Origin of the sequence: Pseudomonas sp. Z1-29 (assembly GCF_051131995.1) — a bacterium.
In the GTDB taxonomy this organism is placed as follows: domain Bacteria; phylum Pseudomonadota; class Gammaproteobacteria; order Pseudomonadales; family Pseudomonadaceae; genus Aquipseudomonas.
Genome location: NZ_CP071645.1, coordinates 2873052 through 2892644, shown reverse-complemented (window position 1 = coordinate 2892644; position 19593 = coordinate 2873052). Strand labels below are relative to the sequence as shown.

Here is a 19593-nt window from a genome sequence, read left to right as displayed (position 1 = left end):
CGATCGACCAGGCGGATCAAGGCGGCAGATAGAAGGGGGCTGCTGCGCAGCCCAGCGGGGATAAATCCCCTCGCCACAACAGCTGAACATCGCCGCCTTACATCACCAGATCGGCACGCTGTACGTCACCAGGAACCGGGTCTGGTTTTCATCGCGAAACGCCGCCGTTCCCGGGAAGTCGTTTCGGTAGATCGACTTGCGCGCCAGCAGCCCGACGTTTTTCAGCGGGCCGCTCTGGATCACATAACCCAACTCCATCTGGAACTCACGCTCCTTGCGATCCTCGGCATTGAGGGCCGCCAGCTCGATATGGTCGCCACGCACGTAACGCAACCGGGTCCGCAAGCCAGGCACGCCAACGGCGGCGAAGTCATAATCGTGGATCGCTTGCCAGGTGCGCTCCTTGGCATTGAGAAAGTCCGAACTCATGGTCATTTCGCTCAAACCCATCAGCTCGGTGCCCGACACGTACGGTGTTGCCGTATCGCCGCTCGAATGCATGTAGCCCAGGCTGACGCGATGCCCGCCCAGGCGATAACCGACCAACGCCGAGACGTTGCGGTTATCCACCTTGCCAGCCTTGGCGGCACCCTCCTCGCTGCTGAAAAAACTCCGTAGATCGGTGGTCAGCACTCCATCACCCAATGGCAGGTTATGCAGCAAGGCGAAGGTATTCTGCTGGTACAGATCGGCAACTTCGGCGTGGTAGATGCGCAGGTCGAGATCCTTGTTGACCTGATAATCGCCTCCCACGTACGCCATGTGAGACGAGGTCGCCGCGCCGTTGAAACGACGATTGGGCGAGGCGATGCTCATCGGCTGGTAATCGGTGGAATCGCGCCGGGCGATGCGATCGATGTAACCGGTGTTCAGCGTCAATCCGTCGACGTCCTTGGAGCTCAGGGTTGTCCCGCGAAAGGTCTGCGGCAATAGCCGCGATGGACTGGCGAAGGCAAACGGCAGGAAAATCGAGACATCGCCGGTCTTTACCGTGGTTTGGCCGAAACGCAACTTGCCGGTCACGCCCAGCCGCGAATACTCATCCGCCGCGCGCTTGTCGCTACTCGACACCGGCAACAGTTCGGTGCCGCTGCGGTCCGGCGAGGAGTCGAGCTTGATGCCCAGCAGCCCCCTCACATCCAGGCCAAATCCGAGCGTACCCGGGGTGAATCCCGACTCGACGTTCATGAACACGCCTTGGGCCCACTCCCGGGCCGCAGTCTTGGCGCCGTCGTCCTTGTAATCGCGATCCATGTAGTAATTTCGCAGGGTCAACGTGCCGTGGCTGTCGTCGATGAAGTCTTCGGCCAGCGCCACGCTGCAAAGAAGACTCAGCCCGGTTCCTGCCAACCAGTGAACGAGCGGTGAAACAGGGATCGCCGCCTGGGCGTCCCGGATGATATCTGGCATGTTCGATGTCCGCTTTTTGTTGTTGTTTTCTATCGAGGCAGCCCCGAGTGGAGGGCTGTGCGGACAGAGAATGGAAACGGCCCGGTACTTCGTCAATCGGCAATGTCCGATAATCGAACGTTAATATAATTAACCAATATGACGACTGTTTCTCCTGTAGGTGTCAACTTGCTGAATTTCCAAGAGAAACCAAAGATTTCGCGAGTTAGCTCCTCGCGATTCATTTTTTAGTTAGCTTTGTTAATCTTAATCCCGCGCTGCGGCGTCCCTCCGAGCCGCAGTCCCGACAAAAACAATAAGAGGATTCGCCATGAACCATCCGCCGCGTCGTGCGACGTTGACCATTGCCCTGTGTTTCATCGTCGCGCTGATCGAAGGCTTTGATCTTCAATCGGCCGGCACCGCCGCTGCCGGCTTGCGACAGACCTTCGCCCTGGACCCGAAGATGATGGGCTGGGTCTTCAGCGCGGGGATCATCGGCCTGCTGCCAGGTGCGTTTTTCGGCGGCTGGATTGCCGATCGCATCGGCCGCAAGAAAATCCTGATTGCCGCTGTCCTGCTGTTCGGCGTGTTTTCCCTCGGCACCGCGTTTGTCGAGCAATTCTCCAGCCTGCTGCTGGTGCGCTTCATGACCGGCCTGGGACTGGGCGCCGCCCTGCCCAACCTCATCGCCCTGTGCGCTGAAGCCGTGGGCGAACAACGCCGTGGTACCGCCATCAGTGTCATGTACGCCGGGGTTCCGCTGGGTGGCGCGCTGGCGGCAGTGGTCGCCATGACCTTTGGCGAGCACTGGCAGATGACGTTCTTCATCGGTGGCCTGGCGCCCTTGCTGGTGGTGCCGTTGATGCTGCTGTGGCTGCCGGAGTCCAGTGCTTTCAAGCAGATACGACACGTCGCGGGCGAGGTCCGTGGTTCGACCGGTCAGGCGCTGTTCGGCGAAGGCCGGGGGCTGACAACGCTGGGCCTCTGGTTGAGTTATTTCTTCACCCTGACGGTGATGTACATGCTGCTCAACTGGCTGCCTTCTTTGCTGGTGGAACAAGGTTTCAGCAAACCCCAGGCCGGCCTGGTGCAGATGCTGTTCAACATCGGCGGGGCCCTGGGATCGTTGATCGGTGGTTTGTTGCTGGACCGTTTCAACGCCGTCAAGGTAGTGCTGTTTGTCTATGCCGGCCTGCTGAGCGCCCTGGCCGGGGTCGGTTTGTCGGTGGGCATCATGCCGATGGGCATCGCCGGGTTTGCCGCCGGGCTGTTTGTCATGGCGGCGCAACTGGTGCTTTATGCCTCGGCGCCGCCCTCCTACCCTACGGCGGTGCGCGCAACCGGCGTCGGCGCAGCCGTTGCCATCGGGCGCCTGGGCTCGGTGGCCGGGCCTTTGGCCGCCGGCCAGATCCTCGCGGCTGGCGGCGGGACCACTGCGGTACTGCTGGCGACTTCCCCTGGATTGGTGGTGGCGACGTTGGCCATCCTCAGCGTGATCCGCCGTTCGGCCGGGCCACGGTTGGGCACGGCAGAGCCGGTGGCGCAGAAATCCTGACGGGGCTATTGCTCCCACATCGGACTTTCGGTGGTCATGACAAAGGTCTGCCCCAAGTTCCCTTGTGGGAGCGAGCCTGCTCGCGAAAGGGCCTGCACGCTCAGCCTGTTCACCGACTGACGCTCCGCTTTCGCGAGCAGGCTCGCTCCCACAGGATCACCGTTTCAGCCCCTCACCCAGCGCTCCCGCCGGCTCAGTTCAGGCTTCTTTTCAAACACCTTCCGCGGCAACAGCCACCATGCCAGGGCCGGCAGCAGGATCAGGGCGCCAAGCATGTTCACCAGGAACATGAAGGCCAGCAAGATCCCCATGTCGGCCTGGAACTTGATCGGTGAAAAAGCCCAGGTCGACACCGCCACCGCCAATGTCATGCCCGTCAGCAATACCACTTTGCCGGTGAACAACAGCGCCTGGTAGTACGCCTGGGCGAGGGTGTCGCCGGCACGCATGCGCGCCAGGATCACGCTGAGCACATAGAGCGCGTAATCGACGCCGATGCCCACGCCCAGGGCGATGACCGGCAGCGTCGCGACTTTCACGCCCATGCCCAGCCCCACCATCAGCGCCTCGCACAGAATCGAGGTGAGCATCAGCGGCAGCATCGCGCAGAGGGTGGCGCGCCAGCTGCGGAACGTCAGCAGGCATAACAGGCTGACCGCGCCGTAGACCCAGAAGAGCATCTCGCGCATGGATTTCTTCACGACGATATTGGTCGCCGCTTCAATCCCCGCACTGCCGGCTGCCAGCATGAACTTGACCTCTGGCAGCTGATGTCCGGCGATGAACTGCTCGCTGGCCTCCACCACGCGGTTCAAGGTGTCAGCCTTGTGATCGGCCAGGTAGACGTACAGCGACAGCATCGAGCAGCCCTGGTTGAACAGCTCTCGTGGCGCGCGGGTTTGCACGGCGCCCAGCGCGCCGTCGTTGGGTATCAGTTCATACCATTTGAAATTGCCCTCGTTATACCCGGCCGTGGCGATCTTGCTCAGCGCCGCCATCGAGGTGGTCGATTCCACGCCGGGCAATTGCTCCAGTTGCCAGGCCAGCGCGTCGACCGCGGACAGGCTGGCGTAACGGGTGCACTGATCCTCCGGGGTCTTGATCATGACCACGAAGATGTCCGAGCTGGCCGCATAGTTTTGCGTCATGAACAGCGCATCGCGGTTGTAGCGAGAGTCGGCACGCAGTTCCGGAGCGCCGGGGTCCAGGTCGCCGATCTTCAGGTGCAGGCTCACGGCAAAACCAGACGCGGCCAACAACAAGCCAGCCAGCATGGCGCCAATGGCCCAGCGCCGCTGGGTGAACAGATCGAGCACGCGCCACAGCGGATGTTTGATCTGCGCTTGCTGTTCGGTGGTTTCCGCGCTCAGGCTGCGTTGCGCCGCTGCCGGGCTGACGCCGATGTAGCTGAGCAGGATCGGCAAGAGGATCAGGTTGGTGAAGATCAGCACCGCCACCCCGAGGCTGGCGGTGACCGCCAGGTCCTGGATCACCCGGATGTTGATCAGCAGCAACACCGCAAAGCCCACCGCATCACAGAGCAAGGCGGTGATGCCGGCGGCGAACAGCCGGCGGAAGGTATAACGCGCGGCAACCACCCGGTGGGTGCCCCGACCGATGTCCTGCATGATGCCGTTCATCTTCTGCGCGCCGTGGCTCATGCCGATGGCGAACACCAGGAACGGCACCAGTGCCGAGTATGGGTCCAGCTCGTAACCGAGCAGTGCCAGCAGCCCCAGTTGCCAAAGCACGGCGGCCAGCGAACAGGTCACCACCACCAGGGTGCTGCGCGCACAACGGGTGTAGCCGAACAGCACCATCACCGTCACCAGTACCGCCACCACGAAAAACAGCAGGACCTGGGTCATTCCCTCGATCAGGTCGCCGACGATCTTGGTAAAGCCGGTGATATGGATCCGCAGGTCGTCGGTCTGGTACTTGTTTCGCAACGCCTCCAGTTGCCGGGAAAACTCACCATAGTCCAGCGCCTTGCCCGTCTGCGGGTTGATCTCCAGCAGCGGCACGAAGATCACACTGGACTTGTAGTTGCCGGCGATCAACTGGCCGACTTCACCGGAACGGCCGACGTTGGTGCGCACCTGTTCGATGCTGCTGGCCGAGCCATCGTAATCGTCAGGGATCACCGTGCCGCCATCGAGCCCCTCCTCCGTCACGGCGGTCCAGCGCGTGGTCGGGGTCCATAACGATTTCATATAGGGGCGGTCGACGCCCGGTAGCAGATAGAGCTCATCATTGAGCCTGGCCAGAGTATCGAGATAGTCCTTGGTGAAAATACTGCCCTGCCTGACCTCCACGGCGATGCGCAGCGAATTGCCCAGGCCACTCAACTCACTGCGATTCTCCAGGAAGTTGGCGACGTAGGGATGCCCGGTGGGAATGGTCTTCTCGTAACTGGCATTGATACCGATGCGCGTGGCTTGCCAGCCCAGCACCAGGGTCACCAGCAGGCACAGCAGGATTACCAGCGGTCGATGGTTGAAAATCGCCCGCTCGGCGAAATTGCCCGACGTCCGGTCGAAGTCTTCCTGGCGGCCGATCACGGTTTGGATTCTGTCGTCTTTCAAGTTTGACTCCTGTTGCACGAGCCGTGGCCCGATAGCGCTACACCGTGAAGTTTCAAGGTTTACTGGAGCCTCGCGGATCCTGGTCGGCGGCCACGCCGCTCAAACCGACGCTGGCGAGGCTGCCATCGACCGCCTGTTGCACGGCGGCAACCGTGCCACCGCTGCGGCTCTGACGCTTGTCAAAGCTGCGGCCTTGGTCATGGCTGAATAAAAACTCACCGCCCTGGCTGGCCAACAACAGGCTGCCGTCGCGCAGCTCAAGCGCCGCCGCCAGCGTCGACTCGATAGCGGTCTCAAGGCGTCGCCAACTGTTGCCTCGATCGTCCGACCACCAGGCATTGCCACGCAGACCGTAGGCAATCAAGGCCCCGTCGCGGGTGCCAAGCAGGCCGAAAAAACTGCCTTCATACGGTGACTTCAAGGCGTGGAACGACTGTCCGCCATCGCTCGAACGCAACAGCAGGCCGCGCTCTCCCACCAGCAGCAGGTCCTTGCCCACGCCGCGGACGCCATACAGGTTCAAGCCCTGCGGGTTGTCGACATGACGCATCCACGGTTGCCAGCTACGCCCGCCGTCGTCGGTACGGTAGATCTGGTTGTACGCCCCCACGACGTAGCCGTGCAGGCGATCAACGAAATACAGGTCAAGGAGCGGTTTATCCGGCCCGTCGGCGAGCATATGCCGAGCCTGCGTCAACTGGCTGGCACCGCCGGGCTCATCGGCATCGCGCTCTGCAACCTGCATCGCGAGGGCGATCGCACGCTCGCCATCGAGTTGCTTTTCCCAGGTTTCGCCGCCGTCCCGGGTGTGCAGTACCACGCCCAGATGACCGACCGCCCAGCCCTGTTCGGCATCGACAAATTGCACCGCCGTCAGGCTGACGCTGACCGGCACCTTGGCCTGGCGCCAATTCATTCCGGCATCGTCGGAAAGCAGCACGATCCCGCGCTCACCGACCGCCACCAGGCGCTCACCGGCCCGGGCCAGCCCGAGCAATACCGCGCGTGGCGCCTTGGCCGTGGGCAGCGCCGGTTGCTGCAGTACGGCCAAGGTCGTGGCGTGCGCGACCCAAGGCACGCTCGCCCACAGGCAGCACACCAGGGCACAAACCGCCCATAGCGGACCGCGGCTCGCGAAGATTTTTTCAACGTTCATATCGTCATCCCGCCTGGAAAATCGTCAGTGGCCGCGCCGAACTCCCTCGTCACGGCCACCACTGGTTCAACGCATGTTTTCGTTGGCCATGGCATCCGGCGTGAAATAGGACGCTGAAGGCTTCGCGACCTTCTGGTATTGGACTGTCAGGTCGTTGCTCGACGAATTGAGGAAGTAGGCCCCGGTGTCGAGGTTGTAGCTGCCCCACATGACCTGTGCGGTCAAGGCCGGCAGGTCCGGTGCCAGCAGCGTCAGCGAATACATCTGCCGACCGAGCTTGCCCTGGGCGTCATAACCGTCGGCCATCAGGATCTGCCAGGAGTCTTCGTCGACGTAGTAGGTGCGACGCGGCACGACATGGCGCTTGCCGGACTTGAGCGTGGCCTCGACGACCCAGACCCGATGTTTCTCCCAGCGCACCAGGTCAGGATTGAGGAAACCGACCTTGACCAGCTCGTCGCTCTTGGCCAGCGCGGCGCGGTTATTGTTGTAGGGGACGATCAGTTCTTTTTTGCCCACCAGCTTGAGGTCATAACGATCGGTGGGCCCGAACAGCATGAACGCCTCATCGAACAGGCCGACGCCGGAGGTGACGAAGTCCGGTGTGTCGTAGGCAATGTTCGGTGCACGACGAACCCGGCGTTGACCGACCAGGTACTGCCAGGCCGCACGATTGGCCGGGTCCAGGTCCCAATGGGTCATCAGGCCCTCGCCGGCCTTGGACGAGGGCAATTCGGTGAACAGCTTGCCCAGCAGGTACTTGCCCGAATAGTTTTCCAGGCTGCCGCCTTCGACGTAGTAGGGAAACTGATAGGTGTACTGGGCCCGGGTCGCCTGGACTTTCTTGCCACCGGCGGTCATCAGCCAGGTATCGAACGGCGAGCTGATGGTGTCGCCGCCCTGCCAGGACAACCGATAGTTCCACAGCACCTGCGCACCGTTCTCAGGGATCGGGAACGGGATGCCGCCATAGGCGTTGGAGACTTTTTCGCTGTCCACGTCCAGTGCGGCGCGCGTGGCATTCTTGCTGGTGTTGTCGTACACCCATTGCGGCGCGGCGGCCGAGCGATGAGTCGGGTACACATCCAGGCGATAGTCCGGGTATTTCTTCAGCAGCAGCTGGGTGCCCTCGGCCAGTTGCCCGGCGTACTGCGTCATGTTCGAGGCCTTGATCGAGTACAGCGGTTTCTCGCCGGCGAATGGATCGGGGCGCTTGTCACCCGGTTTGTAGCCGGGCGCGACCTGGGTGTAACCGCCCTGCCAGGCCGGGATGCTGCCATCGGCGTTGCCGGCGCGCTCACCACCGAAGGGGGTCAGATCGGTTTTCAAGCGCGCGGCCTGCTCAGGCGATACCGCCGCCTGCGCCAGGCTCATGCCGGCCAGGGCAAGGGCGAGGACGCAGGTGTTCAGGAATGCTGGGTTCTGCATGGCGAATCCACCTTGTTAGAATGAGGTTTTCACATAGAGCGAGACGAAGTCGCGGTCGGCCAACGACTGGCCGTAACTGAAATTGCCGTCCTCGCGCAGCCCGGCCTTGGGTGCGCCGAAGAAGTTCACGTAATTGAGGCCGACATCCCAGCGCTGCAGGTAGGTGGCTTTGAGGCCGACGCTCCAGTCGCCGGAATGGGTATTGCCGAAGCCGGATTTGTTCACCGCCGATGAACGTCCATCAAGCACAATCCCCATGCCGATCGGCACGGTGAGGTCGATCCCGTCGACGATCTGGAAGTACGCCGGTTCCATCAATACTCGCAACGCGGTGGCATCCCGGGTGGTATTGGAATCCAGCGCGGCAGCGTTCTCGGTCACGCTCAGGGTGCGGTTCCAGGCCAGCTCGGCCAGGGCCGAGCCGCCGTCCCAGAAAGCGGTGGGCGACAGCAGGTAGATCGCCGACAGATTGACGTGCGCGGTCTTGCCTCGGGCGAACAGCGCATCGTCGCCACCATCGGCCTGCATGCCGGGGGTCACTACTTGCAGGTTGCTCACCAGCGGCGCGTTCCAGCGCACCGACGATTCACCGGCAAAGTTGAACGGACCGTAAGCGGTAGAAAAGCTGACGCCGGCGGTCTTGATGTCTTCGGCGTAGACCTGGCGATAGGAGCCGAGGATCGGCAGTCCGCTGGCCGCAGCCGCCGGACCGTCCAGGTAGGCATACAAGCCGATCGGCACCTTGTCGTGATACTGGGCCGCGTAGAAACCCAGCTCCAGCTCTGTGCCGGCCGGCTTGAAGCGGATCTGCATACCGCCCTGCCCCGAATTGCGCGGTTTCAGGTCGCCGCCGTTCACCGTGTCGTTGCCGAATACCTCACGCAGCGGACCGCTGCCGTAACCGATGGCGTCGGCGTCGCTCAGGTAGCTGCCGGCGCCGGGCAGGTTGGAACGTTCCCACTCGAACTGATAGTAGGCGCCCACCGACAGCTGCGGGTTGATCTGCAACTGCCCGGAAATCTGATTGACCGGACGCAGGATCTCCTTGAACTGTGTGCCCGGCACGCTGAGCAACTTGACCACATCGGTCGGCCCCTGGGCATTGGCAATGCCGTTGCCGCCGTAGAACAGGCTTTCGCCGTAGATCAGGCTGTGGCGTCCAAGACGCGCCACGCCTTGGGAGTCATCCCCGAGGTCTCCGCGCAGGAACACGAAGGCATCGAGAATCTCAGCGTCGCGTCCATGCAGCTCGCGGGTTTCGCTGAGGAAATGTGGCTGCTCGCTGCTGTCGGTGTCCTGGTTGTAGATATCGTCGTACCAGGCCGCGCCGCTAACCCGCAGCCCGTAGTTTTGCCGGCTGAGGTCCATTTCGGAAAACAGGTCGAGACGGTTGGAGACCAGGCCGCGACTGAAGTTCTTGTCGCCCTGGCTCTGGATCGAGGGGTACAGGCCATTGGCGGTCGGCGCGTTGACCAGACGGCTGTCCTGTCCGTGCAGGCGCCAGGCCTGGCTGTACTTGATCGTGTTGTCCCAGCGCAGTTTCCAGTCGGAGTCACCCAGGTCCATTTGCATGGCCTCGGCCCTCTCGCCCATCACACCGCTGCTGCAAAGCGCCAGGAATAGCGCGCAATGCTTGAAACCAAAGCTGTCTTTGAGGTTGTCCATGGGGTGCTCTCATTATTGTTATTGTTTGGCATGGCTTTGCCGCCACCCGCTCGGGTGGCGGCTTGGGTTCTCAAACGTAGGTGGAGGCCAATCCACCATCGACGGGCAGGTTGACGCCGTTGATCCAGCGCGACTCGTCGGCACACAGGAAGGCGATCACCGCCGCTACCTCATCGGCGTAGGCGGGACGCTTCATGCGATGGGCATCGGCCTGGGTCCGAGCCTCGCCGAGCATGCTCACGAAGTCGTCGAGGATGGGCGTGAAGACCGGCCCCGGCGCGACACAGTTCATGCGCACCGAATGCTCCAGGAACCAGGGTTGGGCCTGCAGGTAGGTCCAGACGATCAAGGCTTCCTTGAAATACTGGTAGCAGGTCTGGTCCGGCACCGGGTGGTCAGCCAGCCAGGCTTGCCCGGCGGCAAACCCTTCGCTGCGCGCCAGCGCCTTGTGCTGCTCTACGCGTAGCGGCCATTCGGCGCCAAGGATCGAGGCGATATTGACGATGCTCCCGCCCGCATTGATGCGTGGCAGCAACGCCTGGCTGAAGTGGCGCAACCCGAGGTAGTTGACCCGCGCCAGCAGTTGCGGATTGGCGGTGCCCGGCACCCCGGCAATATTGCACAGGCTATCGAACCGTGCGGGTAGCTGCGGCAGCAGGCGGTCGATGTTCTCGGCGCTGCTCAGGTCACCCTGTACAAAACCGTCCAGGGTCTGGTGCGGCGCCTTGAGGTCCACGCCGATCACCCGGGCGCCGTGGGCACGCAGCAGGCTCGCCGTGGCGGCACCGATGCCCGACGAGACGCCGGTCACCAGTACAATTTTGTTGTCGAGTTTCATGTTGAATCCTCTTGTTATTTTTATCTGCCCCGTTGAAACCGACCGGTCAGAACGGATAGACAGGCGCCTTGTCCTTGACCGTGACCCACTGCCACTGGGTGTACTCGTCCCAGTCCGCCGGGCCGCCGACGCTGCCGCCATTGCCCGAAGCGCCGCGCCCACCGAACGGGTTGATGCACTCGTCGGCGACAGTCTGGTCATTGATGTGCAGCATGCCGCACTGCAATCGCTCGCCAATCGCCATGGCCCGGCCCACCGAGGGTGAAATGACCGCCGCCGACAGGCCGTACTCGCTGCGATTGGCCAGCTCGATGGCTTCCTCGTCGCTGGCGAAACTGACCACGCTCGCCACCGGACCGAAGACTTCATCCTCGAAGGCACGCATGCCCGGCTTCACGCCGCTGAGCACGGTCGGTTGATAAAACAAACGGTCGTAGTTACCGCCGGTTTCCAGCCTCGCCCCCGCGCGCACGCTGTCATTGACGATGTCGTGCACGCGCTGCAACTGGCGTTGGTTGATCAACGGTCCGAGCGCGGCTTCCTCGCGGGCGGCGTTGCCGACCGTCAACGCCTGGGCTTTATCCACCAGTTTCTGAATGAGGGCCTGAGCAATCGACTCATGGGCGAGGATCAACCCGGTGGCCATGCAGATCTGCCCCTGATGCAACCAGGCGCCCCAGGCCGCATTGCGGGCCGCGAGGTCCAGGTCGGCGTCTTCGAGGACAATCAAGGGGTTTTTGCCGCCCAGCTCCAGCGCGACTTTCTTGAGGTTGCGCCCGGCCACTTCGGCCACCTTGCGACCGGCGCCGGTGGAACCGGTGAAGGCGATCATCTTGACGTTGGGATCACGGCACAGCGCTTCCCCGGCGTCGGCCGCACCGGGCAATACCTGCAACAAGCCCTTGGGCAGGCCCGCGGCTTCGAAGAGACGGGCAATCAGAAAGCCGCCACTGACCGGCGTCTGCGGATCCGGCTTGAGCACCACCGCATTGCCCGCCGCCAGGGCCGGCGCCACGGAGCGCATCGACAATACCAGGGGAAAGTTGAACGGCGAGATCACTCCGATCACACCATGGGGCAAGCGCCGCGCATAAGACAGGCGCCCTGCCTCGCTGGGCAGCACCACGCCATGAGCCTGAGACAGCATGCCGGCGGCCTGATGCAACAGCACGATCGCCTCGCGCACCTCGTGTTGGCCCTTGAACAATGCCGCGCCGGTTTCCCGTGCGACGTACAGCGCCAGTTCCGCGAAGGAGCGTTCGGCGACGTCAGCCGCCTTGCGAAAGATCGCCGCCCGTTCCCGTGGACCGAGGGCGGCCCAGGCCGGTTGCGCCAGGGCCGCATCGCGACTGGCCTTGGCGATATCGGCAGCATCGGCCGAAGCACTGCGCATCAGCGCCTCACCGGTGGCCGGCTCGATGATGGTCAGCAACGGGCCCGAGGCAGGCACCCAATTCCCGTTGAAGACACATTCGGACGCGATCACCTGGGCTAGCAGGTGGTTTTCGGATGCAGACATTTAAAGCTCCCGGCTCTTTGTTGTTGTCATCGTTTGCCACGCCTTGCCGACGCTGGCGCAAACGCCGTAGGAGTGGCTGAGCAAGCCGTGTGCCGAATTCACCCGCGGTCCTGCACAAACTTGGCGCAAGGCTCTGGATCAAGGCTCTCCGGCTGGCAAAGGGCAGCGTTGCTGGCGTCGAACCAGCCGCTGGCCGATCGCCACTTGTTCATTTGATAAAGTTATGCTTAATAACTATCTGACCAGGTGTTCATTTCGACTACCACCTCAGGGGCAATAACAATGAATAATCCCCACTGTCCGCTGCCGGAGCGGATCGCTGCCGAGCCTTTTCGTCCACGCGGCGATAGCAAGGAACTGAGCGACAGCAGCTCGCCAACCCCGGCAGAACTGACCAACTGCCTGTTTTTCTCCCCCGATGACGGGCGTATCTGGCTCAACGACCAACGCATGTTGTTGCTGCACAGTTCGTCCTTCGGCGCGTTGCGTCGGGAAATCATCGAGCGCCAGGGGCTGGAGCAGGCCCGGGGCATGCTCACCCGCACCGGCTATTGCTCCGGCGCCCGGGACGCCCGGCTGATTCGTGAACGCTGGCCCCACGCCGACGCAGCCGCGGTGTTTCGCGCAGGCACGCACCTGCATACCCTCGAAGGCATGACCAAGGTCGAGCCGCTGCATTTCAAGTTCGATGCGGAATCGGGGTTCTACGAGGGGGAATTTCTCTGGCACCACTCCTGCGAAGCCGACGAACACATCGCCGCCTATGGCACCGGGCAGGATCCGGTGTGCTGGACAGAGCTGGGGTACGCGATCGGCTTCGTCAGCGGGTTGTTCGGGCAACTGGTGGTCTTTCGCGAAGTGGAATGCCGGGGCATGGGGCATGAGCGCTGTCGTGTCGTCGGCAAGACCGCTGAGCAATGGGGCGATATCGAGCGCGACCTGAGCTACCTCAATGCCTCACAGCCGGCGGCGCCTTTGCCGTCCGACGCCAGGCCCGACCCAATGGCTGCCAGTGATCCGCTGCCTGACAGCGAACAACCGCTGATTGGCGCCAGTGCGGCGTTCAACGCGGCGACGCTGGCTCTGCAACGGGTCGCCTTGACACCGGCCACCGTGCTGGTCACCGGCGAGTCTGGCGTGGGCAAGGAAATGTTCGCCCGTCAGCTGCACCAATTGAGCCGGCGCCGCCAGGGGCCGTTCATCGCCCTCAACTGCGCGGCCATTCCCGACAACCTGATCGAAGCCGAGCTGTTCGGCGTCGAGCGCGGTGCCTATACCGGCGCCACCCATTCACGCCCCGGCCGTTTCGAGCGGGCCGATGGCGGCACGTTGTTCCTCGATGAAATCACCTGCCTGAGCCTGGCCGGCCAAGGCAAGCTTTTGCGCGCGTTGCAGGAGCGGGAAATCGAGCGGGTCGGTGGCGGCCATGCCATCAAGGTCGACGTGCGAGTGGTCGCGGCGACCAACCTCGATCTGCGCAAAGCCGTGGCGCAAGGCGAGTTTCGCGAAGACCTGTTCTACCGGCTCAACGTCTATCCCATTGCCCTCCCGCCCTTGCGCGATCGCCGCGATGACATACCGTTGCTGATCAATGCCTTCCTCAAGCGCTTCTGCCGGGAATACGGTCGTACACCGGTGGGCCTGACCATGCGCGCCTTGAAGATGCTGCTGCGCTACGACTTCCCAGGCAACGTGCGGGAACTGCAGAACCTCATCGAGCGCGGCTTGATTGCCAGTGAAGAAGGCCAGGCCATTGATCTGGTGCATCTGTTTCGCGACGAGCGATTGCCGGCGGATGCGTATTCGGTGGACGGCAATGGCGGGCTCACGTCATTGGCGCCGGCCGCGAGCGACGCCACGGCGAAGGCGCCGTTGTTGCCGTCCCTGAGCCAATGGGACGCGGACTTCTCCATCGATGGCCTGGAGTCGCGCCTGATCAACGAAGCCCTGCAACTGAACAGCGGCAACCTGGCGGCGGCAGCCAGGTCACTGGGCTTGAGCCGGGCGCAGTTTGCCTACCGGTTGAAGAAACACCAACGCGGTAAGCCAGACTGAACACAGAACTGGCACCAAACCTGTGGTGAGGGGATTTATCCCCGCTGGGCTGCGCAGCGGCCCCCAAAACTGGACTACTCGGTAGTCCCAGGCAGATTGAGTTAACTGCTTTAGGGCCGCTGCGCAGCCCAGCGGGGATAAATCCCCTCGCCACGGAGCCTGGTTCAATACGCGACCGCGCTGTGTGGAACCCTAGCCACAGTTCTGTATCTGCGCCCGATATTGAGGCCTTTAATCCGTCGTGCTCGCCGTCAGCACACCCAGGGTCCGGCGCTCGGGATTCCAGATGCTCAGGCACCACACCCCCCACCACTCCAGGCCATCATCGAAATAGTCGCTCCAGGGATCCCGGGCGGGATCGGGCTCGTCGCTGGCCAATCCGTTGAAGTTGAAGTTTTCGACCCAGTCCAGCACCACCACGCCGCTATCCGGCACAAGCCCCAGCAAATCGAGCCACTCTTTGAACAGCGCCTGGGGCGTGTCGTTGTTGAAGCGGGTGCTGTAGGGCGGCTCGCAAAACGCGTCGTACAAGGCATAGGCTTGCGGGTTGCGTTCAGTCTTTCTCGCGCGCATGAGGCGAATGACCTGATCCTGACCCAGCGCCTTGGGAACGGCCTTGCTCAGGTCCCAGTGCATGCTCGGTGGGGCGATATCGGCATAGCGCGGATCAAGGCGCAGTTGGCGATCTCGTTCAAGCCATTGTGCCTCGATGTGCTGGAACAGTCGGTCCACGGCCTGGCGGTGCAGCGACTGATCGACGATTACATCCGCCTCGGGAGCAAGCGCCAGGAATTCGAAAGCGCAACCGGCCGCCTCCATTCGCTGGCGCAACGCTTCACTGGCTGCCTGCTCGACAATGCTCAACATGCTGGCTCCGCTAACCTTTCACGCACACGACCTGACGCAGCGTATGCAGCACTTCGACAAGTTCACGTTGTGCATGCATTACCTTGTCTATGTCTTTGTATGCCATCGGAATTTCATCAATCACCGCAGCGTCTTTCCGGCATTCCACATGGGCGGTCGCGCGGACCTGATCCTCGACGCTGAAACGCCTTTTCGCCTCGGTCCGGCTCATGACCCGGCCGGCACCGTGGCTACACGAACAAAACGATTGCTCGTTGCCCAGGCCGCGCACGATAAAGCTCCTGGCGCCCATCGAACCGGGGATGATACCCAACTCGCCTTTCCTGGCCGACACCGCGCCCTTGCGCGTCACCAGTACGTCGTGTCCGAAGTGTCGCTCCTTCTGCACATAGTTGTGATGACAATTCACCGCTTCCAGCGCCACTTCGAACGGTTTGCCGATGACCTGCCGGGCGGCGCGTATCACCGCGTCCATCATCAAGGCCCGATTCTGCCGGGCGAAATCCTGGGCCCAGCCCACCGCTTCGACATAATCGTCGAAATGCCGGCTGCCCTCCTCGAAGTAGGCCAGGTCACGGTCTGGCAGATTGGCGAGGTGCTGGCGCATGTCGGCCTGGGCCAACTGGATGAACAGATTGCCGATGGCATTGCCCACGCCCCGGGAACCGCTGTGCAACATGAACCAGACCCGATTGGCCTCATCCAGGCACACTTCAATGAAATGATTACCGCTGCCCAGCGTACCCAGATGCTGCCGGTTGTTGGTCCGGGCCAGCTTCGGGTATTTGTCGGTAATCGCCTTGAAGCGCGCAGCCAGCGCGACCCACGCCTGGTCAGCCTCGCGTGGGACGTTGCTCCAGGCGCCCTTGTCGCGTCCGCCATGGCTGAGACTGCGCCCATGGGGCACGGCTTTTTCGATAGCGCTGCGCAGGGCCTGGAGGCTGTCCGGCAAATCGGCGGCATCGAGCGAAGTGCGCGCGGCGATCATGCCGCAACCAATATCCACCCCCACTGCCGCCGGAATGATCGCGCCTACGGTCGGGATCACGCTGCCGATGGTCGAGCCCTTGCCCAGGTGCACATCGGGCATCACCGCCAGGTGTTTGAAAATGAATGGCATTTTTGCCGTGTTCAGCAATTGCTGGCGAGCTTCGGCCTCCACCGGCACGCCCTGGGTCCAGAGTTTGATGGGCTTGCCGTTGGCGACTTCCAGCAATTCGTAGGTTTTCTGGTGCATGGTCGCGGTTCTGTTCAATGACGAGCCGCGCTTGATTGCCGGCTCACAATTTCGACACTGGGCATGAACGCAGATTCAGCGAGGATTTGTCGAATGCGGGTGCGTGTCTGGATGTGGCGAGCCGGAAATAACGCCCCGGCGATAGTCGCTGGGCGTCTGGTTCATCTCAATGCGGAAATGCCGATTGAAGTTGGACAGGTTGTTGTAGCCCACCTCAAAACAGATGTCAGTCACCGCCATTTCGCTCTGCGAAAGCAGCCGGCAGGCGCGCTGGACCCGGAGCTTGCGCATCAGGTCGATGAATCCGTGGCCGGTGATGCGCTTGAAGAAGCGAGAAAAACCAGGTTCGCTCATGCCCAGTTGCCGGGCGATCACCGACAGACGCAGGTCGCCGGTCAATTCGGCTTGCAAATATTCGAAGGCTTTCTGAATGCGCGCCGAGCTGCGCTCATCGAGCGTCGGCGCGTAGCAAGGGCTGGCCAGGCAGAAGACATCGCTTTCGCAGGCGCGGCCAAGGGTGTCGAGTAGTTGGAAAAACAGCGCCAGCCGCGCCAGCCCCTGGGCCGGGCCGATCGCTTCGAGCAGGTGCGCCGCGTGCCGCGCGGTGTCGCCGCTAAAGGCCAGGCCACGGCGTGCCTGGTCGAACAGGCGTTGCAGGTTTCCCAGTTCCGGCAGTGTCTGACGCAGGGCCATCAGGGTGGCTCCGTCAAACTGCAACACCACGTCGCGCCCAGCCAGATGCTCGCCAGGCGCTAGGTCGCCCATCCAGTCGTGGGGCAGGTCCGGACCGATCATCGCCACATGGCCGGGCCCAAACGGGCCGATGTAGTCACCCGCCAACAGCTTGCCACTGCCCCGACGGATCAAGTGAATTTCAAACTCCGGGTGGTGATTCCAGCGCGCCATGGGATAAGGATAGTCATGCTCGTACCAGCGGAAGCTGTTCTCCGGCTCCGGCAGGATGACTTCCAGCTCGGGCGGCTGCTGGCCGTAAAGGAGCGTTCGGTGATCAGGCATGTTGCGCCTCTCTTATCGTTATGGACCGCACCTTACGCCGGGTGCCCAGCGGTCCGCCAGCTTCGCTCTGACGCTCCACTGATACTTTTTTTACCGCCATGTTGGTCAGTTAAAAAAGTATCACGCAGGGATCCTCTGCGTGTTTGTCGACCTTCAATGGCACTGCTGTAATCGCCATCGACACGGCGGATCCGTCCTGCTGCCCAAGCAATGACGGTTCATCCAATACCCGTGGCGAGGGAGCTTGCTCCCGCTCGGCTGCGCAGCAGTCGTAAAACCGGTTAATGCGGTTTACCTGACGAAACGCATTGGCCGTTTTTGGGGTTGCTGCGCAACCCAGCGGGAGCAAGCTCCCTCGCCACAAGAGCCACCGACCTTCATTTTTGTTACCAGAACAGGACCATTCCCCATGAAACGACTGCAAGGAAAAAGCGCGCTGATAACCGGTGCCGCCCGTGGCATCGGCAGGACATTCGCCCAGGCCTATATCGACGAAGGCGCGACGGTGGCGATTGCCGATATCGATCTGGACCGGGCCCAGGCCACCGCCAGCGAACTGGGCGACAACGCCTACGCGTTAAGGATGGACGTGACGGACCAGGTCTCGATCGACCAGGCGATCGAGGCAGTCGTCGCCCGGGCGGGCAAGCTGGACATCCTGATCAACAACGCGGCGCTGTTCGATCTGGCGCCCATCGTCGAAATCACCCGGCAGAGCTATGAGCGGCTGTTCTCCATCAACGTGGCCGGCGCCCTGTTCACGCTGCAAGCCGCCGCCCGGCAGATGATCCGCCAGGGCCACGGCGGCAGGATCATCAACATGGCGAGCCAGGCCGGCCGGCGTGGCGAGGCCTTGGTGGCGGTCTATTGCGCCTCGAAGGCGGCGGTGATCAGCCTGACCCAGTCCGCCGGGTTGGACTTGATCAAGCATCGGATAAACGTCAACGCCATCGCTCCTGGCGTGGTGGATGGCGAGCACTGGGACGGCGTCGACGCGCTGTTTGCGCGCCACGAGAACCTGACCCTGGGGGAAAAGAAGCGTCAGGTCGCTCAGCAGGTCCCCTATGGCCGGATGGGTACTGCCCAGGACCTCGTCGGCATGGCGGTTTTCCTGGCCTCGGCTGACAGCGAATACGTGGTGGCGCAGACCTATAACGTCGACGGCGGTAACTGGATGAGCTGACGCATCGCAGGTTTTACGGCCTTGAGACGATGAAAATGGACCTATTCGCCTGAAAATTGATCCCACTACTTGAGGAGCGTCCCGAACGGTACCAAACGGTGCCGTCCCTGGGATTTCAAGAGAGCGTGAATACCGTTGCCCCAGCGGGGCAAAAATTGCGCATCATAGGCGCCGTCCGCTCAAGGGAGATTTACATGCGTGCGATTTTTTCCGTCATGCGTCTTGCCGCGCTGTCGCTGGGGCTGACGTTCGCCGTCAGTGCGGTAGCCACCGAAGAGACGAAACTGGTCGAGTCCATCAACCTCTACCGCAGCCAGTCCCAGAGCTGCGCCGGCCAGGCGTCCCTGGAGCTGCCGCCGCTGGCGATGGATTCGCGGTTGATCCTGTCGGCCAATGGCATCGGCGATCTGCAACAGGCGTTGGCCCGGGCGGCCTATCCGATGGTCAACGTGCAAGCGATCAGCCTGTCCGGGCCGCGCGACGCGCAAGCGGCGATGAAGGCCGTGCAGGAAAGTTTCTGCCAGGTCGTGCTGGACCCGCAGTTCATTGACGTCGGTGTCAGCCGACTGGACCGCGAATGGCGCATCGTGCTGGCTCGCCCGCTGTTGTCGGCGCGACTGGGCGATTGGCAAGCCGAAGGCCAGAAACTGCTCAAACTCATCAACAGCGCCCGCGCGCAACCGCGCCGCTGCGGCACCGAGGCCTACACCGCGACCACTCCACTGGCCTGGAACGCCACCCTGGCCCTGGCGGCGGTGAATCACACCCGAGCCATGGCCAACAACAACTTCTTCGACCACAAGGACCGCGATGGCCGCACGCCCGGCGACCGCGCCGAACTGGCCGGCTATCTGGGCCAGGCCATCGGCGAAAACATCGCCGCTGGGCAAGACACGGCTTTGAAAGTGGTGGACGGCTGGCTGGCCAGCCCCGGGCATTGTGCCAACCTGATGAACCCGCAATTTCGCGAACTGGGAGCCGGGTATGCGGTGGACCCGAAAAGTGACGCGGGGATCTACTGGACGGCGATGTTCGGTACTCAATGACCGGTGCTGACCGGGCTTGCGCCTTCGCGAGCAGGCTCGCTCCCACAGAA

General features: G+C 62.5%; 14 protein-coding genes. 4 read left to right on the top strand and 10 right to left on the bottom strand.

The annotated features are described in order from the left end of the window. Positions 1–102 precede the first annotated feature (102 nt). The gene (locus J3P84_RS13215) at positions 103–1410 is read right to left on the bottom strand and encodes an OprD family porin (RefSeq protein ID WP_434630876.1); all 1308 of its coding nucleotides are present in this window, start codon (positions 1408–1410) and stop codon (positions 103–105) included. Between the two features lie 310 nt (positions 1411–1720). Here J3P84_RS13215 and mhpT point away from each other — a divergent pair, with 310 nt between their 5' ends. Further along, a complete protein-coding gene (gene mhpT, locus J3P84_RS13210; RefSeq protein ID WP_434574056.1) occupies positions 1721–2947 on the top strand; it encodes a 3-(3-hydroxy-phenyl)propionate transporter MhpT in 1227 nt (408 codons plus the stop codon). Positions 2948–3111: 164 nt separating this feature from the next. On the opposite strand, the gene J3P84_RS13205 is transcribed toward mhpT, so the two are convergent. The 6 genes from J3P84_RS13205 to J3P84_RS13180 all read right to left on the bottom strand — a co-directional run bounded on the left by J3P84_RS13205 (position 3112) and on the right by J3P84_RS13180 (position 12138). Further along, the gene (locus J3P84_RS13205) at positions 3112–5532 is read right to left on the bottom strand and encodes an efflux RND transporter permease subunit (RefSeq protein WP_434630873.1); all 2421 of its coding nucleotides are present in this window, start codon (positions 5530–5532) and stop codon (positions 3112–3114) included. 52 nt (positions 5533–5584) lie between these two features. Continuing rightward, complete coding sequence (locus J3P84_RS13200; RefSeq protein WP_434630870.1) at positions 5585–6688, bottom strand: WD40/YVTN/BNR-like repeat-containing protein; 1104 nt, start codon at positions 6686–6688, stop codon at positions 5585–5587. Between the two features lie 66 nt (positions 6689–6754). Then, the gene (locus J3P84_RS13195) at positions 6755–8116 is read right to left on the bottom strand and encodes a DUF1329 domain-containing protein (RefSeq protein WP_305500892.1); all 1362 of its coding nucleotides are present in this window, start codon (positions 8114–8116) and stop codon (positions 6755–6757) included. A 15-nt stretch (positions 8117–8131) separates the two neighbouring features. Continuing rightward, positions 8132–9781 (bottom strand): DUF1302 domain-containing protein, encoded by a 1650-nt coding sequence (locus J3P84_RS13190; protein ID WP_434630867.1) that lies wholly within the window; start codon positions 9779–9781, stop codon positions 8132–8134. A 70-nt stretch (positions 9782–9851) separates the two neighbouring features. Further along, a complete protein-coding gene (locus J3P84_RS13185) occupies positions 9852–10619 on the bottom strand; it encodes a coniferyl-alcohol dehydrogenase (protein WP_434630864.1) in 768 nt (255 codons plus the stop codon). Between the two features lie 46 nt (positions 10620–10665). Continuing rightward, on the bottom strand, positions 10666–12138 hold the full coding sequence (locus J3P84_RS13180; protein ID WP_434630861.1) for a benzaldehyde dehydrogenase: 1473 nt from the start codon (positions 12136–12138) through the stop codon (positions 10666–10668). Positions 12139–12420: 282 nt separating this feature from the next. On the opposite strand from J3P84_RS13180, the gene J3P84_RS13175 reads away from it, so the two are divergent. After that, positions 12421–14193, top strand: a complete 1773-nt coding sequence (locus J3P84_RS13175) for a sigma 54-interacting transcriptional regulator (protein ID WP_434630858.1) — start codon at positions 12421–12423, stop codon at positions 14191–14193. Between the two features lie 231 nt (positions 14194–14424). On the opposite strand, the gene J3P84_RS13170 is transcribed toward J3P84_RS13175, so the two are convergent. The 3 genes from J3P84_RS13170 to J3P84_RS13160 form a co-directional block, all read right to left on the bottom strand. After that, positions 14425–15060, bottom strand: coding sequence for a hypothetical protein (locus J3P84_RS13170; RefSeq protein ID WP_434630855.1), 636 nt, complete (start codon positions 15058–15060; stop codon positions 14425–14427). 10 nt (positions 15061–15070) lie between these two features. Then, positions 15071–16297 carry an RtcB family protein gene (locus J3P84_RS13165; protein WP_434630852.1) on the bottom strand — a complete coding sequence of 409 codons (1227 nt, stop codon included), beginning with the start codon at positions 16295–16297 and terminating at the stop codon, positions 15071–15073. 75 nt (positions 16298–16372) lie between these two features. Next, positions 16373–17314 carry an AraC family transcriptional regulator gene (locus J3P84_RS13160; protein WP_434630849.1) on the bottom strand — a complete coding sequence of 314 codons (942 nt, stop codon included), beginning with the start codon at positions 17312–17314 and terminating at the stop codon, positions 16373–16375. Positions 17315–17723: 409 nt separating this feature from the next. On the opposite strand from J3P84_RS13160, the gene J3P84_RS13155 reads away from it, so the two are divergent. Then, positions 17724–18497, top strand: coding sequence for an L-iditol 2-dehydrogenase (locus J3P84_RS13155; RefSeq protein WP_434630846.1), 774 nt, complete (start codon positions 17724–17726; stop codon positions 18495–18497). A 194-nt stretch (positions 18498–18691) separates the two neighbouring features. After that, positions 18692–19543 carry a CAP domain-containing protein gene (locus tag J3P84_RS13150; RefSeq protein ID WP_305500875.1) on the top strand — a complete coding sequence of 284 codons (852 nt, stop codon included), beginning with the start codon at positions 18692–18694 and terminating at the stop codon, positions 19541–19543. Positions 19544–19593 lie beyond the last annotated feature (50 nt).

Coding starts and splice junctions, on each gene's coding strand:
- J3P84_RS13215 (WP_434630876.1), bottom strand. CDS start 1,410: ATGCCAGATATCATCCGGGACGCCCAGGCGGCGATCCCTGTTTCACCG.
- mhpT (WP_434574056.1), top strand. CDS start 1,721: ATGAACCATCCGCCGCGTCGTGCGACGTTGACCATTGCCCTGTGTTTC.
- J3P84_RS13200 (WP_434630870.1), bottom strand. CDS start 6,688: ATGAACGTTGAAAAAATCTTCGCGAGCCGCGGTCCGCTATGGGCGGTT.
- J3P84_RS13195 (WP_305500892.1), bottom strand. CDS start 8,116: ATGCAGAACCCAGCATTCCTGAACACCTGCGTCCTCGCCCTTGCCCTG.
- J3P84_RS13190 (WP_434630867.1), bottom strand. CDS start 9,781: ATGGACAACCTCAAAGACAGCTTTGGTTTCAAGCATTGCGCGCTATTC.
- J3P84_RS13185 (WP_434630864.1), bottom strand. CDS start 10,619: ATGAAACTCGACAACAAAATTGTACTGGTGACCGGCGTCTCGTCGGGC.
- J3P84_RS13180 (WP_434630861.1), bottom strand. CDS start 12,138: ATGTCTGCATCCGAAAACCACCTGCTAGCCCAGGTGATCGCGTCCGAA.
- J3P84_RS13175 (WP_434630858.1), top strand. CDS start 12,421: ATGAATAATCCCCACTGTCCGCTGCCGGAGCGGATCGCTGCCGAGCCT.
- J3P84_RS13170 (WP_434630855.1), bottom strand. CDS start 15,060: ATGTTGAGCATTGTCGAGCAGGCAGCCAGTGAAGCGTTGCGCCAGCGA.
- J3P84_RS13165 (WP_434630852.1), bottom strand. CDS start 16,297: ATGCACCAGAAAACCTACGAATTGCTGGAAGTCGCCAACGGCAAGCCC.
- J3P84_RS13160 (WP_434630849.1), bottom strand. CDS start 17,314: ATGCCTGATCACCGAACGCTCCTTTACGGCCAGCAGCCGCCCGAGCTG.
- J3P84_RS13155 (WP_434630846.1), top strand. CDS start 17,724: ATGAAACGACTGCAAGGAAAAAGCGCGCTGATAACCGGTGCCGCCCGT.
- J3P84_RS13150 (WP_305500875.1), top strand. CDS start 18,692: ATGCGTGCGATTTTTTCCGTCATGCGTCTTGCCGCGCTGTCGCTGGGG.